The 16031-nt window shown below is 38.2% G+C and carries 22 protein-coding genes and 1 tRNA gene; 19 read left to right on the top strand and 4 right to left on the bottom strand.

Translation table 11 applies throughout. The annotated features are described in order from the left end of the window. Window positions 1-105: 105 nt before the first annotated feature. A complete protein-coding gene (locus tag ACICP9_RS03740; RefSeq protein ID WP_071661811.1) occupies window positions 106-1182 on the bottom strand; it encodes a tyrosine-type recombinase/integrase in 1077 nt (358 codons plus the stop codon). An 82-nt stretch (window positions 1183-1264) separates the two neighbouring features. Then, window positions 1265-1609, bottom strand: a complete 345-nt coding sequence (locus ACICP9_RS03735) for a hypothetical protein (RefSeq protein WP_071661810.1) — start codon at window positions 1607-1609, stop codon at window positions 1265-1267. Between the two features lie 122 nt (window positions 1610-1731). Between ACICP9_RS03735 and ACICP9_RS03730 the strand changes: the two genes are divergently transcribed. From ACICP9_RS03730 to cgtA, 10 genes are all read left to right on the top strand, one after another. Continuing rightward, complete coding sequence (locus ACICP9_RS03730) at window positions 1732-2658, top strand: YdaS family helix-turn-helix protein (protein WP_395496881.1); 927 nt, start codon at window positions 1732-1734, stop codon at window positions 2656-2658. 33 nt (window positions 2659-2691) lie between these two features. Next, window positions 2692-3660, top strand: coding sequence for a hypothetical protein (locus ACICP9_RS03725; protein WP_071661808.1), 969 nt, complete (start codon window positions 2692-2694; stop codon window positions 3658-3660). Next, complete coding sequence (locus ACICP9_RS03720) at window positions 3657-4238, top strand: DUF6475 domain-containing protein (RefSeq protein WP_071661807.1); 582 nt, start codon at window positions 3657-3659, stop codon at window positions 4236-4238. The genes ACICP9_RS03725 and ACICP9_RS03720 overlap by 4 nt, the downstream gene beginning before the upstream one ends. A gap of 56 nt (window positions 4239-4294) precedes the next feature. Next, window positions 4295-4474 (top strand): hypothetical protein, encoded by a 180-nt coding sequence (locus tag ACICP9_RS03715; protein WP_071661806.1) that lies wholly within the window; start codon window positions 4295-4297, stop codon window positions 4472-4474. Window positions 4475-4621: 147 nt separating this feature from the next. Next, the gene (locus ACICP9_RS03710; RefSeq protein ID WP_216095000.1) at window positions 4622-4825 is read left to right on the top strand and encodes a hypothetical protein; all 204 of its coding nucleotides are present in this window, start codon (window positions 4622-4624) and stop codon (window positions 4823-4825) included. Window positions 4826-4961: 136 nt separating this feature from the next. Further along, a complete protein-coding gene (locus tag ACICP9_RS03705; protein WP_395498918.1) occupies window positions 4962-5129 on the top strand; it encodes a hypothetical protein in 168 nt (55 codons plus the stop codon). Window positions 5130-5596: 467 nt separating this feature from the next. Beyond that, window positions 5597-5672 (top strand) — tRNA-Asn (locus ACICP9_RS03700). Between the two features lie 137 nt (window positions 5673-5809). Beyond that, on the top strand, window positions 5810-6115 hold the full coding sequence (gene rplU, locus ACICP9_RS03695; protein ID WP_071661827.1) for a 50S ribosomal protein L21: 306 nt from the start codon (window positions 5810-5812) through the stop codon (window positions 6113-6115). Window positions 6116-6125: 10 nt separating this feature from the next. Then, complete coding sequence (rpmA, locus tag ACICP9_RS03690) at window positions 6126-6407, top strand: 50S ribosomal protein L27 (protein WP_071661828.1); 282 nt, start codon at window positions 6126-6128, stop codon at window positions 6405-6407. 44 nt (window positions 6408-6451) lie between these two features. After that, window positions 6452-7465, top strand: a complete 1014-nt coding sequence (cgtA, locus tag ACICP9_RS03685) for an Obg family GTPase CgtA (RefSeq protein ID WP_395496877.1) — start codon at window positions 6452-6454, stop codon at window positions 7463-7465. 38 nt (window positions 7466-7503) lie between these two features. On the opposite strand, the gene ACICP9_RS03680 is transcribed toward cgtA, so the two are convergent. After that, complete coding sequence (locus tag ACICP9_RS03680; protein WP_395496875.1) at window positions 7504-7815, bottom strand: HU family DNA-binding protein; 312 nt, start codon at window positions 7813-7815, stop codon at window positions 7504-7506. A gap of 35 nt (window positions 7816-7850) precedes the next feature. Between ACICP9_RS03680 and ACICP9_RS03675 the strand changes: the two genes are divergently transcribed. Both ACICP9_RS03675 and hda read left to right on the top strand, forming a co-directional pair. After that, window positions 7851-8456 (top strand): CDP-alcohol phosphatidyltransferase family protein, encoded by a 606-nt coding sequence (locus ACICP9_RS03675; protein ID WP_071661831.1) that lies wholly within the window; start codon window positions 7851-7853, stop codon window positions 8454-8456. A 47-nt stretch (window positions 8457-8503) separates the two neighbouring features. Further along, window positions 8504-9199, top strand: coding sequence for a DnaA regulatory inactivator Hda (gene hda, locus ACICP9_RS03670; protein ID WP_395496872.1), 696 nt, complete (start codon window positions 8504-8506; stop codon window positions 9197-9199). 65 nt (window positions 9200-9264) lie between these two features. Here hda and wrbA read toward each other — a convergent pair whose 3' ends face one another. After that, window positions 9265-9858 (bottom strand): NAD(P)H:quinone oxidoreductase, encoded by a 594-nt coding sequence (gene wrbA / locus ACICP9_RS03665; protein WP_395496870.1) that lies wholly within the window; start codon window positions 9856-9858, stop codon window positions 9265-9267. 224 nt (window positions 9859-10082) lie between these two features. On the opposite strand from wrbA, the gene rpsB reads away from it, so the two are divergent. The 7 genes from rpsB to ispC all read left to right on the top strand — a co-directional run bounded on the left by rpsB (window position 10083) and on the right by ispC (window position 16019). Then, the gene (rpsB, locus tag ACICP9_RS03660) at window positions 10083-10874 is read left to right on the top strand and encodes a 30S ribosomal protein S2 (RefSeq protein WP_395498916.1); all 792 of its coding nucleotides are present in this window, start codon (window positions 10083-10085) and stop codon (window positions 10872-10874) included. A gap of 4 nt (window positions 10875-10878) precedes the next feature. Beyond that, complete coding sequence (tsf, locus tag ACICP9_RS03655; RefSeq protein WP_395496868.1) at window positions 10879-11778, top strand: translation elongation factor Ts; 900 nt, start codon at window positions 10879-10881, stop codon at window positions 11776-11778. 152 nt (window positions 11779-11930) lie between these two features. Beyond that, window positions 11931-12656: a UMP kinase gene (gene pyrH / locus ACICP9_RS03650; protein ID WP_071661836.1), complete on the top strand. Its 726-nt coding sequence runs from the start codon at window positions 11931-11933 to the stop codon at window positions 12654-12656. A 3-nt stretch (window positions 12657-12659) separates the two neighbouring features. Continuing rightward, window positions 12660-13220 (top strand): ribosome recycling factor, encoded by a 561-nt coding sequence (gene frr / locus ACICP9_RS03645; protein WP_071661837.1) that lies wholly within the window; start codon window positions 12660-12662, stop codon window positions 13218-13220. Between the two features lie 12 nt (window positions 13221-13232). After that, complete coding sequence (locus ACICP9_RS03640) at window positions 13233-13982, top strand: isoprenyl transferase (RefSeq protein WP_395496866.1); 750 nt, start codon at window positions 13233-13235, stop codon at window positions 13980-13982. Further along, on the top strand, window positions 13975-14778 hold the full coding sequence (locus ACICP9_RS03635) for a phosphatidate cytidylyltransferase (protein ID WP_395496864.1): 804 nt from the start codon (window positions 13975-13977) through the stop codon (window positions 14776-14778). Before ACICP9_RS03640 ends, ACICP9_RS03635 begins: the two co-directional genes overlap by 8 nt. Then, window positions 14775-16019 (top strand): 1-deoxy-D-xylulose-5-phosphate reductoisomerase, encoded by a 1245-nt coding sequence (gene ispC, locus ACICP9_RS03630; RefSeq protein WP_395496862.1) that lies wholly within the window; start codon window positions 14775-14777, stop codon window positions 16017-16019. The genes ACICP9_RS03635 and ispC overlap by 4 nt, the downstream gene beginning before the upstream one ends. Window positions 16020-16031 lie beyond the last annotated feature (12 nt).

The following is a 16031-nucleotide window of genomic DNA, read 5'->3' as shown; positions in this document are numbered from 1 at the left end:
TTAACAATCATAAAGGAATAAATTTTTTAAGAAAATTTAAATCAACATAAAGTATTTCTTCGATTATAAATTTTTAGTGGGAATCATTTTTAATCGTACCCTTCGTCACACTGGATTTTTCAATAAAGTTAAAATACTGGTGCTACTTGCTCGTGCCTCAATAGAATTAACGGCTGAAATTAAATTGGCTAACTCCGCACTGGAATAATGCGTAGTCACCCGTTGACTTTTATGACCGAGTAAGTCTTGTCGATCTTCATAACTGACATTTGCTGCACGTAAGCGACGACCAAACGTATGTTTTAGATCATGCACGCGCACCTGTGGAAGCTGGGCTTTAGTTCGTGCATGTAGCCATGCCGAATTTAACATTCGTGATAAAGGTTTATTGCGATAAGTGAAAACAAATATCGGATGATTACCACGTTGTTCTTCGATCACTTGCTTGGCTTGTTGGTTTAAAATAACCAATCGATTCTGACGGTTTTTAACTAAGCTGGCAGGAATAATAAAAACATAGGTTTTTAGTTCAGGTACGATCACTTGCCAACTCCATTGTAAGCGACAAATTTCTTGATCTCGACAACCGGTATTCACTGCAAATAGAGCCATCTGTTTTAAATGAGTCGGTAAATGATCAAACAAGCGTTTTTCTTCTTCTTTTGCTAAAGGGTAGGGTAAACGTTTATTTTGCTCAGGTAGCAAGCGAATTTTTGGCGCACTGGCTATCCAACTTAGACCATTTTCGTCTAACCATTCTTGAGCAGCGAGATTTAAAATGCGACGCACCACTTGCAATCCATAATTAATGGTTCGATTTTTTACTCCAGCTGATTTACGTGCCTTTATGTAGGATTCTAGATTGCCATGATGGATCGCTGTCAGTGCCAAATCACCGATAAACGGATCCAACTGTTTTAATAAGCGTGCATCGGTACGTAAACTTGCTTTATGTTGATTTTCGTTTAGAAATTTAAGCGCAGCTTGCCGAAAACAACGAGTCGGTCTTATTCCGTAAATACTGACTTGGCGAATTTCTTCGAGTCGATGCATTAAATATCGCTCTGCTTCTGCTAATGATGATGAGCGTGTGCTTTCTGAAATTCGTCGACCATAAATTTTTTTATTGATATGCCATATTGAACCTCTTTTAACTAGTCCAGGGCTACGTTTTTTTCCCATTACTTCATTCCGTAACAATCATACTCAATGCGTGATAATCCAAGTGATAGCAGTATTTGAGTGTTGATAACATTTGCAATTTTTAATTCGTTTTATGGTTGCTAGGATTAGTTTTTTTTTCCAAAAGTTCATCAACCAACTGTTGAAATTCTTCATTCACTATTTTTTTTGTGAGAGTCGAATGTTTCTTTTCTCTTAGTAAGGTTAGCATTCCATGATGTTGCCAGTGCATTGTTCGTTGTGCAGGTTTGCCTTGATGTTTCTTAAATTCATTAGCCCATTGATCAAGATCCAATCGATCAAAAGCAACTCCTTGTTGGCCAATTTTTAGTGTGACTAAAAAAGGTCTTACTTCATTATTAAATCGATTTCTATCCATACCTAAGTATTTTGCGGCATCACGTAAGCGAATTAAACGAGGTTGCATAGCTGTTCCTAATTCTCACTAAGTATTTACTTGATCGCACTAAGATACCAATTATGAAGTAAAAAAATTTAATTTTTATTGGTTAGACTTTTTGTAGAACGAAAATAAAAGGATGTGAGTTCATGCAGGAAGCAATGTTAGATAAAGCAATTTATAGTTTAGGTTCAGTTAAACATATGGCAAAAAAGTTAGGTATTCATCGTGAACATATCTACGCCTGGATCAAAGGGGTGAGCAAGATACCTTTAGAATATGCTTTACAAATTGAATATTTAACCGGGGGTGAAATTAATTGGAAAGATTTAGTACCTTTTCATATTGTGCAACGTTTAAAACATTTAACCTTACAATTACCTAAGTTTGATTTACCTCCTTGTGAATTGGTTTATGTGGCTATAGAACGCATAAAATCTGAAAAATATACACTATCAATTTCTGATGAAGATAAATCGATTCCACTTCATAAGCATCGCCCTATTTGTGTTGATGAAGAGAATACGTTGATCTTTGGTGAAAAAATTTTTTATTTATATAAATACTATACAAAAAAAACGATACCAGCTTGGCGAGTTTCTTTATCTGATTTAGCCGATGGTCATTACATGAGTGAATTATTCGTTAAAAATTTTCTGATCAGTGAACGTGTTGATATAGGCATGGCATTAGAAAAATTTTTAGGTAATCGACAAGGCTATCGGACTGATCTGGCTAAATTAAAAAACCAAGTTGATTTGAGAAAAAAAAGAAATATCAGCAAAAAAAATGATCAAAAGACTCGACTTGTGAATAAAGATGCACAAGTTATGCAGAAAAAAATGACACCCTTACGTCAATTAATCGCCAATCGATTAGGCTTTGGTAGTCATTTTACTTATCAAAATGCAAAAAAAATAAAGCTTTATGCGAGCACTGAATTAATATCGCAAGTCGATCAACGAAAGATAAGTATTTCTAAGGCGGCTAAATTAAGCCCGGTGTTATCTAATCAAAACAAACGATTAAAAAGAAAATTACCGCAAGTAAAGCGCAAGCTGATGGTTTACCAATAAGTTCTCAGTCTATTTCATTGAATAAGGGAAATTATGCGTTATCGAATGTTAGATGTCAGAATTTGGTGTGATAAAAAATTTCGATCGTTAACCCCGATCAAACCTAGCGGCCAGGCACTTTTTCTTTATCTGTTAAGTAATCCGCACACAACCTCAATTCCTGGTCTTTATCGCGCAGGTGCGGGTGCTATGGCAGAAGAATTAGCGTGGTCATTAATAGGATTTCAACGTGCGTTGAAAGAAGTGATGACTCAAGGCTTGGTGAAAGCGGATCTGAAAGCGCGTGTTATTTTTATTCCTAATGCGATTAAATACAATAAACCACAGTCACCTAATGTAGTGAGAAGTTGGGCGGTACATTGGGATGAAATTCCAGAATGTGCATTGAAAAATGAAGCCTATTATAAATTAGAGTCGTTTATTAGAGGCTTAGGCAAAGCCTTTGCATTAGCTTTTACAGAAACCTTACACCAATATGAAGTAAAAGATTCTAAGCAATCAAGGGCTAAGCCTTGCTCTAATCAGGAACAGGAACAGGAACAGGAACAGGAACAGGAAGAGACTGAAGGCTCACAATCCCAACCCCAAGAACGTTTGCCTATAAATATCAATCATTCCCATGCCTCAAGCTCAGAGTTTTTATTAACGATACCTCTCGATGGGAATGTTGTTTATCAGGTAACACACCAAGAGTTTAAAAAATGGCAGAGTATTTATAGTGAAATTGATGTTCTAAAAGAATTGCACAAGCTGGTTATTTGGAATGTTGCTAATCCTGATAAACGTAAACAACGTGCTAATATTTTGAGACATATTCATGCTTGGCTGGCTAAAGAACAACAACAAAAATTGCAGTTTTCTTCTGCACGTCATTCATTTCCGATTACTTTTGAACATAATGTACAAATCGCTAAAAAATGGTTGACTACCGCTTTAGACCATGATCAACCCTCTAATAAACAAAATAATTTTCAATTATTAAAAGGAAAAAAAATTTTATGATCACGCAGGACCAGGAGAAATTTACTCAAGGATTAATGGTCCTAGCTGAAGTGTATAATCGCAAACTTTCTTCGTTATTGTTACATACCTATTGGAATTGTTTAAAAAAATATTCTTTCCTCGTGTTTGAATCAACTTTATGGGATTTTTTAAAAAATCCAGATTATGCCAAAAGAAATTTTCCAAGTCCTGCCGATTGGATAAGAGCAATAGAAGGTGATACAGAAAGCAAAAGTTTAGCGGCTTGGATAGAAGTTATTACTACCATTCGTCAAGTGGGTCATTACGAGAGTGTGATATTCGCCGATCCATTGATTCACGGTGTGATTAGAGATATGGGTGGATGGATTTTTTTATGTCAACAACCAGAACGAGAGTTGATTTTTTTACAAAAAGAATTTGAACGTCGTTATCGAAATAATTATGCGTTAAAAAAATTGGCAATAGTACCGCAGTATTTAACTGGACAAATTGAACATCAAAATAAATTAAATGGTTTTACTGAATATATTCCTAGACCTAGGGATATAAAGCAAATCTTAAATTCTAATCATTTAAACACTAAGGAGGAAAAATAAACCTAATAATAGATTTTCGTACAACTAAATTTATAATTCATTTTAAGGAATAAATAATGTTAAAACGTTCACGATTTTTATCATTACTGATTAATTGTTTTCCATTGGTAAGAGAGTTTCGATTGTATAAAAAAATGCGGCATAAAAAATTAAAAATGAGGCGTAAATTAGTAAAAAATGATCCTAAGCATTTAAGGCGTTATGTCATACAGTCAGGGACGATACGTCGTTTGTAACAGACTAGAGCAGCGAAAGCTTATTTTGTAGTTTTGCCCACTAAAAAAAGGTTTAAACTTAGCTTAGAGACTTAAAAAATTTTAAAAATTACTCAATATTAAAGGATTAAATTTTTTTCTTTATGTAACGTTATAGGAAATAAAACGATGAAGTGTTTAAATCCGTTTTGTGAATATGCCAAAACTCGTGTTATTAATTCACGTAAAACAGGGGAGGGGAGAAAAATCTTACGCAGAAGACATTGTCCAAAATGTAATAAGCGTTACACCTCGATTGAAGTGTTAGCATATTTTGGGTATCCCAATGCGCAAAAAAGAGCGTCATTAAATCTATTACTAATGACTTATTAACCGAGGTGATTACGGGTTAATCGGATGCGTTATGATTAACTCGTTTAATTTAGCGAGGTCGATATGAAAACGATAGGCGCTTGAAGCCAAGGCGCATTTTTCAGCGTTACTCGATAAAGTTGAAAAAGGTGAGCAAATCGTTATGACTAAACATGGTCGCGTGGTGGCAAAGTTGCTCCCCGCGACCGCCGCTAATCAATTACGTATTCAACAAGCTATTTTGGCACTCAAAGATTTGATCCTTGGGCATCCCTTGAAAAGTGATTGGAAAATGCTACGTGATACGGGACTAAATTGGGAGTGAGTTTAATTTAATAGAAGCTTTGCGAATTGATTTATTAGAGTAGAATTTTGACGCGCAAAGTTCGCGTCAAGACTTTTTTGATCAACGGTTTTAGTAAGTAACTGATTGTTTTTATAGAACTTTAATTAAAGCAGAGGCAGTCGAGGGTATGATTAACAGTCAGGCACTCGACGGTTGATAGCTGTTTGCTTTAAATGATGGAATTTGCATAAATAAATTCATTTCAGCTCTTGACCCATGCTACCTCTGCTATTACTATACGCCCTGCACATGAAGATGCGAAACCGCAGGTTTATGTGCCGTCCTCTCGCGGTGAAGATTTTGTAAGAGGTGAAATTATTCTCTTATTAAAATGGCTGAGCATCAGCATTGCTAGTGTTAGCCATGTGATAGGGTAACCCCATCACAAAAAAGTTAGGGAATTCGTATCTTCAAACGAGCGGTACAAGGGGCCTTACGGCTTAAATTCCCCGATAGCTCAGCTGGTAGAGCAAATGACTGTTAATCATTGGGTCACAGGTTCGAGTCCTGTTCGGGGAGCCAGTATCATTAAAGATTTTGTAACTAGACTCAGCGTGAGTGTTGGCCAGTGCCGCCAAAAGTATGGGGAGGTGGCAATACAGTCAAATTCAAGTGTGAGAGTATAGACATACATGTCAGATAGTCATTTGGAGAGTATAATGTACGCAGTTATTTCAACTGGTGGGAAACAATATAAAGTCGCTGAAGGCGAAATTATTAAGCTAGAAAAGCTATCGGCAGAGGTCGGCGAAATCGTTGAATTTCCGGTGTTGCTTCTTGCTAATAAAGCCAACGTTAGAGTGGGCTCACCTTATTTAGCTGAATCAAAAGTTAAAGCGTCTATCATAGAGCATGGTCGTGGTGATAAGGTTACCATTATTAAGTTTCGACGGCGTAAGCATCATAGAAAGCAAATGGGTCACCGACAACATTATACAGCAGTAAAAATTACCCAGATTTTATAGAGGTATCACCATGGCACACAAGAAAGCAGGCGGTAGTACACGCAATGGTCGCGATTCACACTCAAAACGCTTAGGGGTAAAACACTTCGGTGGCGAATCGGTTAAAGCAGGAAACATTATTATCCGTCAACGAGGAACACATTACCATGCAGGTAATAATGTAGGAATTGGCAAGGACCACACCTTATATGCCTTAGTGCAAGGCGTAGTTAAGTTTGCTCGTAAAGGGGCTAAATTAAGATGTTATGTGAATGTGGTTCCTGCATTAGCGGAATCAACTGAACGTATTTGAAGCAAAAATAGTTTTTATGGTTACCCCGCTCAGCGGGGTTTTTTATGAAATTTTTAGATGAAGTTGAGATACTGGTAGAAGCAGGAAAGGGCGGAGCAGGCTGCGTTAGTTTTCGTCGCGAAAAATTTATCCCCTTGGGCGGTCCTGATGGTGGCGACGGGGGTGATGGCGGTAGTGTCTATTTGAAAACGAATATCAATCTCAATACACTGATTGATTTCCATTATAATCGGCTCTACAAAGCCGCTCGTGGTGAGAATGGTAGAGGTAGCGACTGTGCGGGAAAAAAAGGGGTTGATCTCATTTTAGAAGTACCGATCGGGACTGAAATCTTTGATGCGGACACACAAGAATTGATCGGCGACTTAACCACTCAAGATCAAATGCAATGCGTTGCCCGTGGCGGTTGGCATGGTTTAGGTAATGCGCGATTTAAAAGTAGTACCAATCGTAGTCCACGTCAATTTACACCAGGTCATCCCGGCGAAACTCGTCGCTTAAAGCTTTCTTTAAAATTATTGGCCGACGTAGGTTTAGTGGGTTTGCCTAATGCCGGTAAATCCAGTCTGATATGCGCGGTATCGGCTGCGACCCCCAAAGTGGCGGATTACCCATTTACTACTTTGCAGCCACATTTAGGTGTGGTGCGCTTAGAAGCAGGCCGGAGTTTTGTGATGGCGGATGTTCCCGGATTGATTACCGGAGCTGCGGAAGGTTTAGGCTTAGGAATAAATTTTCTTAAACATCTCGATCGTACTCGTCTATTACTCCATGTATTAGATATCCAGCCCATCGATGGCAGTGATCCACTAGAAAATATGGCTTTGATTGAAAGCGAACTAATAAAATACAGTCCTGAATTGGCTGCAAAACCTAGATGGCTAGTATTAAATAAAATCGATTTACTCGCTACTGAACAATTAAAGGAGTATGTACAATGTCTAAAAACCCAAATTCCTGCGCATGTCCCGGTATTTGAAATTTCAGCTTTACAGCGTGTCGGGACGCAAGCATTATGTTATTCTCTTGGGGATTTTTTGGAGAATGTTGAACACTAGTTGTATAAAGTTTAGCACGTAAAAATTTTTTTATTGATTCATTCAACGGAAATGGTTTCTGCTTGCTCAGCGGGTTTATTAATACAATATTTAAGCGTTTTTCCCATTTTAAAATGGATACGATATTTCTCAGGGGCTAAAAAATGTTCCCCAGTTTTTGGGTTAAAAGCAGAACGTGCCGCATTATAATGAGGTGAGAAACTTCCAAAGCCGCGTATTTCTATGCGATGGCCCTGGTATAATGTTTGTTCTAACAAATGAATTAAATGCTCCACACCTTTCTTAACAGTAGACGCTTGAAGTTGAGGGAACTTTAGTATGAGTTGGTTAATGAGTTCTGGTTTCAGCATGGATCACCTATGATACGTTTGATTAAGCCAAAAAAATGATGCAAATACAACTACGCTATCTACCTAATTTAATTACTTGTATTCGCTTTATCCTTATAGGTCCTATTTTATGGGCCTTGCTGACAAAGTGCTATCCCCTGGCTTTTTATTTGTTTGTAATAGCAGGTTTGAGTGATGGTTTAGACGGTTTGTTAGCGCGTTTTTTTAATTGGACGACCCCTTTAGGTGCTTTATTGGACCCTTTAGCCGATAAATTATTATTGATGGGGAGTTTTGTTGTGCTCGCCTATTTACAACAAATTCCCTTATGGTTAACGATTATGGTGATAGGTCGCGATATTTGGATTATGGGTGGCGCTTTGCTTTATCGTTATCGGGTCGGACCATTAGATTACAAACCAGTTTGGATTAGTAAATTAAATACTTTTTTTCAATTAGTCTTAGTGAGCTTGCTTATTATTAAATTAGCTTTTTTTGATATACCGAATGAATTTATTCCTCGTATTATAGAAGCGGTTTTTGTGACGACATTATTAAGCTTTATCCAATATACTTGGATGTGGTTTTGGCAAGCGGCGTATTATTTAAAGCTAGAAAGTAAAAAATTAAGCGCTAAAAATCAAAAGCAAGGTTGGTCTTAAATATTGAAATGAAATCGAGTCTAACACCTCGGTTTGGAAAAGGTCTGATGTCGACACAATTAATTTTGCCCATACAACCTCCGGATGCGCATTGTTTGGAAAATTTTTATACCGGTCAAAATGCTATTTTATTAAACTGTTTACGACAATTTTCTTTAAAAATAGGTGAGCCTTACATCTATATTTGGGGTAACCCAGGTGCGGGATGTACACATTTATTACAGGCGTGTTGTCACGCAGCGCAACAAGAAGGATTTTCTGTCGCTTATTTGCCTTTAAATACGATAAAAAAAAATAATAGTAGTGAGATGTTACGCGGCTTAGAATCCGTTGATATGGTTTGTATCGATGAATTAGACAGTATTGTTGATGATAGTATTTGGCAAGAGTCATTATTTCATTTCTATAATCGTTTACAAGAACAGTCACGTTATTTGCTGATTGCGGCAAAGCATAGCCCTAATCAATTAAATTTTTCTTTACCGGATTTAATTTCGCGTTTGTCCAGTGGCGTTTTGTTTCAAGTACGCGAATTAAATGACGCAGAACGACTCATTGCTCTACAACAACGTGCGTATTTAAGAGGTTTAGAACTTTCAGAAGAAGTGGGTCAATTTTTATTGCTACGTTTGCCACGCGATTCGCAAGCGCTTTTTTCTGCATTGACACAACTTGATAAAGCGAGTTTAAGTTTAAAACGCAAATTAACTATTCCTTTAGTCAAAACGATTTTAAAATTATAGTTTTATTTTTTTGGATTAACTGCCTGGGGCATAGAGCGCACTTCTTAACTCGATCGAATAAATAGCTATGCTGACAATTTTAGTGCGACTCGAGCTAAACGTTTACCTAAAGCTTGGCAAAGTCGTTTCTCTTCGTCACTAATCGGATTTTTACTCTCTTTACCGGCCATATGTGTGGGTCCATAAGGTGTTCCTCCGGTTTGGGTGGTGCTTAAATCGGATTCCGTATAGGGAACACCGACGATAATCATGCCAAGATGGATCAATGGTAGCATCATACTCTGTAGTGTGGTTTCTTGCCCGCCATGTAAACTAGAAGTCGAAGAAAACAAACCAGCCGGTTTATCGACTAATTCACCTGAAAACCATAAGCCACTTAAACTATCAATAAAATGTTTTAAAGGGGCGGCCATATTACCAAAACGCGTCGGGCTGCCTAAGGCGATGCCGATGGCACCTCGGACGTCTTCTAATGTAGCATAAGGCGGGCCAGTCGATGGGATTTCCTCTTCCACAGCTTCACAAACAGTCGAAATATTAGGAACGGTGCGAATTCTTACTTCTACACCTTCAGTAGACTCTACACCTCTTGCGACTTGTTGGGCCATTTTTGCCACGGCACCGTAGCGACTGTAATAAAGTACTAATAAATAGGGCATGTGATTCACTCCTTCGTTAGGTCCCAATATAGGATTGGCTTGATGTTGATGCAACAAGTCATTCTATGGTATAAAACATCGCGCTGAAAAGCGATTATTTCACACACCTATTATCTAAATTATTTGAGGGTGGCTATCGTCAAAGATAGTCTTCAAATATTAGACCTTGAAAAAAGCTAGTTTGTTTTGAGGCGATACTAGGTGGAGGTTTAACCCAATAGGAGATTAATACAGTGTCAGCAACATTAAGACAGTTATTTGAAGCAGGTGTCCATTTTGGTCACCGTACTTGTTTTCGCGAGCCTAAAATGGCTCCCTATATCTACGGTGTGCGTAATGGAATTAGCATCATCGATCTAGAGAAAACCCGAGAATATATTACTGAAGCGCTTAACTATATCGCTAAGATAGCGGCACGGCCGGGTAGTAAGATCTTATTTGTCGGAACTAAACGGGCCGCACAGGATTTAGTGAAAGAACAAGCATTACACTGCAGCATGCCTTATGTTAACCATCGCTGGCTAGGCGGGCTGTTAACCAATTATCGGACCATCCGTCAGTCGATTAAACGACTTAAAGAATTAGAAACACAAAGCCAAGATGGCAGCTTTAACCAACTGACTAAAAAAGAAGCGCTGAATTTACAACGGCAATTGGATAAATTGGAGCGTGGTTTAGGTGGTATTAAAGATATGAGTGGTTTGCCGGATGCTTTATTTGTGATTGATAGGGGCTATGAGCATATTGCTATCTGTGAAGCACAAAAACTAAAAATACCAGTTATTAGTATTGTCGATACGAATCATTCACCCGAAGGTATTGATTATATCATTCCAGGTAATGACGATGCAGCTCGTGCAATTACGCTGTATACGCAAATGGTCGCGGATACTATTTTAGAGGCGCGTGCTTCTGCAAAAAAACCAACCGATTTAACACCACTTTCTGAAGTGGAAAAAGTCGAGGTTCAAGAATCTGTAGTGAAATCGACTAAATCTACAGATGGAAAGGAGTAAGTATATGACACCAACAATAATAACAGCGGCCATGGTTCAAGCTTTACGCGCTCGAACTGGGGCAGGCATGATGGATTGTAAAAGGGCTTTAGAATCTGCGGAGGGCGATCTGGATGTAGCGGCTGAGTCGATGCGTAAATCGGGTCAAATTCAAGCAGAGAAAAAATCAGGGCGTATCGCAGCTGAGGGTTTAATTGTGATTAAATCAAAGTCAGCGACAGGTCCTGCTGTCATCTTAGAAGTCAATTGCGAGACAGATTTTGTAGCGCGCGATGAAAATTTCAAACAATTTGCTGAGAAGACTGCGCAAGGCGCTTTAGATCATCAGATTGCAAACATCACATCCTTGTTAGACTATCAATTTGCTGATAGCGGCGAAAGCGTAGAAAAAACCCGCGAAGCCTTAGTTGCTAAATTAGGTGAAAACATTCAATTAAGACGTTTTCAGGTTGTTACTGCACAGGCTGATATCATTCTGGGATCCTATGTGCATAGGGGGCGTATCGGAACTATTGTGCAGCTAAAAGGGGGTGATGAACAACTGGCTAAAGATTTAGCCTTACATATTATTGCAAATAATCCCGCAGTCATTTCTGCTGATGAGATTGCTGAACAAATTCTGGCGAAAGAGCGGGAAATCATTATGGCGCAATCTCAGGGTAGTGGTAAACCACAAGCAGTCATCGAAAAGATGGTAGAAGGGCGATTAAATAAATTCCGTGATGAAATGAGTTTGCTAGGTCAAGCGTTTGTAAAAGATCCTAATGTACGCGTAGGACAACTCTTAGAAAGCACCGGAGCAAAAGTTATCAGTTTTGTGCGATTTGCAGTGGGTGAAGGAATAGAAAAACCAATCGAAGATTTTGCTGAAGCAGTAATGGCGCAAGTTAAAAATTCTTCTTAATTTTAAAAGAGTAGTTTAAGGTGATAGCTTAATGAGTTATTGCCTTTTTTATTATCTGTAAACTGGAAGGAAGTTTGTCAAATGAGTTGCCGGGCTAGAAACAGTGCGCGGCATAGGTTATTATCTTATCTACTTTGACCTATTATTTTATCATGGCATATTCATTAAAATATCGACGTGTTTTGCTAAAGCTCAGTGGAGAAGCACTCCATGGAGAAACTTCGCAAATGCTGGATCCAGTAGAGCTTAACCGTATTGTATCTGACATTGTTGCTGCGGTGGATTTAGGTGTGCAAATAGGTATCGTGGTAGGAGGTGGTAATATTTTTCGTGGCGAAGTATTAGCGCGTACGGGTATTGATAGAATTACCGGCGATCAAATGGGTATGTTAGGCACCGTAATTAATGCACTGGCGTTACGTGATTCAATTGAAAAGCACAAAAAAGTAGCTAAAATCATGTCAGCAATCTCTATCGGTGGTTTTGCTCCACTTTTTGAGCGCTATAAAGCGATACGTTATCTAGAAAAAGGTTATATTGTAATTTTTGCCGGTGGTACTGGAAATCCGCTGGTGAGTACAGATTCTGCAGCCAGTTTACGTGGCATAGAGATCGGTGCTGAATTATTACTTAAGGCAACACACGTTGAGGGTGTTTATAGTGCTGATCCCAAAAAAGATTCCAAAGCTGTGTTGTATTCCCAGGTCAGCTATGAAAAAGCCTTAGAACAAGAATTAGGTATCATGGATTTAAGCGCATTTACGCAATGTCGCGATCATGATTTACCCATACTTGTCTTTAATATTAAATCTAAAAACACATTAGTTGATATTCTGCAAGGCAAAAGTAAAGGTACATTAGTGAGTAAGAGGAATTAAATTATGATAGGACCGATAAAATTAACAACTGAGCAGGGTATGAAAAAAGCTTTGGATGCTTTAAAAGTTAACTTAGCTAAGTTACGTACTGGCAGGGCCCATCCTAGTTTATTAGATCAACTACGCGTTCCTCAATATGGGGGTAAAGAAGTGCCTTTGAATCATATGGCCAGTATTACCGTTACTGATGCGCGCACTTTATTGGTTACACCTTGGGAAAAATCCTCTATTCCCACCATAGAAAAAGCGATTATTCAATCTAATTTAGGTTTAAATCCTTTAACTGCAGGCAATGTTATTCGCGTACCTTTAGCGATGCTAACCGAAGAGCGTCGACGCGATATGAGTAAGTTAGTCAAACAAGAAGCTGAGGATGCACGCGTATCGATTCGTAACTATCGTCAAGATGCCAATCATCAACTGAAAGAACTGGTAAAGAAAAAATTGATTACTGAAGATGAAGAACGTCGTGCTAAAGACATGATTCAAAAAATGACGGATCACAATATTTCTGAAGTAGAAAAGATAGCTAAGACAAAAGAAGAAGAGTTAATGCAAATTTAACCGCTACATTTTATGTCAACTCTAGACAATCAGGCACTAAAACTTCCAAGGCATATTGCTATCATTATGGATGGAAATGGCCGTTGGGCGAAGCGTCGCTATTTACCTCGGATGTTAGGTCACCAAGAAGGTGTGAAAGCAGTTCGTAAAGTGATTAAGTTCTGTGGTGAAATGGGGATTGAAGTGCTTACCTTGTTTGCTTTTAGCAGTGAAAACTGGCAGCGTCCTGAGCAAGAAGTTAATTATTTAATGACGCTATTCCTGAATACGTTGAAAAATGAAATTGACAAATTAACCAAGAATAATGTGCAATTAAGAATGGTGGGTAATTTAGATCGTTTTAATCCGCCACTACGCGCATGGATCGACAAGTCTCAGGCTTTAACGGCTAAAAATACAGGCCTGCAATTGGTTATTGCTGTGAATTATAGTGGGCAATGGGATATTGTTCAGGCCACTCAAAAAATCATGAGGCAAGTTAAGTCAGGTGAATTAGCAACAGAAACTTTAACCCGAGAAATATTTGCTAATTATTTAAGTTTAGCTGATTTACCTGAGGCCGATCTGTTAATTCGCACCAGTGGTGAATATCGGATTAGTAATTTTTTACTCTGGGAATTGGCTTATACCGAATTATATTTTACTGATACCTTATGGCCCGATTTTGATAAACACGAATTGAATAAGGCTTTGCATTTTTATGCGCAACGAGAACGACGATTTGGATGCACTAGTGAACAACTCGCAGAAATAAATGCTTAAACTTAGAATTTTAACTGCACTTATATTGATTCCTTTAGTTATCGTTGGAATTTTTTACGCATCGACATTTTATTTTAAATTGATTACTGCGGCTATTATGCTACTCGCTGCTTGGGAATGGTCACGTTTGAGTGCTTACAAGGATTTGATTAAGCGTTTTTTATATGTAGGAGTACAAGCAGCAATCTTATTTCTAATTTTACCTTATGTAGCTTACGACTGGCTTTTGAAGCTAGGTTTAGTTTTGTGGCTATTATTAAGCGTTTATTTAATTTGGGCACGTAGTAAACCAGTATTGCCAAGGATAAGTCCTACAATAACAGCTAGCTTAGGTTGGTTAATTATTAGTTTATGTTGGGTTTCCTTACAAAAACTGCAACTGACACCGGTTTATTTAATGTTTATGTTATTGATTATTTGGTTAGCTGATACTGCCGCATATATCAGTGGTCGATTATGGGGACAGCATCTATTGGCACCGACCTTGAGCCCTAAAAAAACCTGGGAAGGTTTTTTTTTCGGATTATTGTTTACTTTTTTTTCAGCAATGCTAATGCTCTATTTTTTTCAAGGGATTAAGCCTTCTTTTTGGCAAATGTGGATACTGGTATTATTGACGAGTTTAGCGGCGGTAACAGGAGATTTATTTGAAAGTCAACTAAAACGACTTCGAGGACTAAAAGATAGTGGCCAATTATTACCTGGTCATGGTGGAATTTTGGATCGAATCGATAGTTTATTAGCTGCAGCGCCCGTATTTACCGGATCTTTATTACTGCTAGGTTTAATAATATGAAATCTTTAAGTATTTTAGGTGCAACGGGCTCTATAGGGGTTCACACCTTAGATGTGATTAGTGAACATCCCACACGTTTTAATGTAATTGCTTTAACGGCACACTACAACATTGATTTGTTATTTCAACAGTGCCTAAAATTTATTCCTACTTATGCTGTCGTTAATAGTAAAAATTTAGCTGAAAATCTTCAGCAACGCCTACGAGCCGAGTCTTTGAAAACCGAAGTGTTATTTGGTAGGGATGCATTAGCTTTTGTTGCCACTCTCGACGAAGTGGATACGGTGATGGCGGCTATTGTCGGTGCCGCAGGTTTATTACCTACTTTAGCGGCCATTAAAGCTAAGAAGCAAATACTATTAGCAAATAAAGAAGCCCTAATTATGGCAGGGCCTTTATTTATAGAAGAGGCGCAATGTGCCCAAATTTCCTTAATACCGGTAGATAGTGAACATAATGCTATTTTTCAATGTTTGCAGGGTCAAGTGACGCCAGGCGATAGCGGTCAGAGTCTTTCGAAAATTATTTTGACCGCATCAGGCGGTGCTTTACGTCATAAGTCCTTAGATCAATTGCAAGCGGCTACACCGGTACAGGCTTGTCAACATCCAAATTGGAGTATGGGGCGAAAAATTAGCGTTGACTCGGCGACACTCATGAATAAAGGTTTTGAAGTCATAGAAGCCTATTTTTTGTTTGGATTGACACTCGATCAAATTGAAGTGGTTTTACATCCACAAAGTATTATCCATTCATTAGTAGAATATTTAGATGGGTCTCTCTTAGCGCAACTAGGGAGTCCTGATATGCGTATTCCTATTTCTTATGCATTGGGCTTCCCAGAACGCATTAATAATTCAGTCGCTTCATTGGACTTATTAAAAATTGGGCGTTTGGATTTTTTATCGATTGATGCGGAACGTTATCCTTGTTTAGATTTAGCTTACCTTGCATTACGTATTGGTGGGACAGCAACAACTATTTTAAATGCGGCGAATGAAATCGCCGTACAAGCGTTTTTAGATGGAAAGATCTATTTTACCGATATTGCTAAGCTAAATCGAGATGTATTGGAAAAAATTCATTCACGGCCTGTTTCTAATCTCAGTGTTATATTGGAGGATGATAATTTAGCCCGCGAGATTGCTAAAGAGATGATTTTAAAGCATTATAGCACGATCAGAAAAAATGCGGTAAAAATCAGTCATCCGTTAGGATGTGTCACAAAAGACACCGGTTAGTTCTTTTGCAAA

The organism is Rickettsiella endosymbiont of Litargus connexus (assembly GCF_964277335.1).
Taxonomy (GTDB): Bacteria; Pseudomonadota; Gammaproteobacteria; order Diplorickettsiales; family Diplorickettsiaceae; genus Aquirickettsiella; species Aquirickettsiella isopodorum.
Note: the sequence above shows the minus strand (reverse complement) of the source record. Positions and strands in the feature narration are given on the sequence as shown.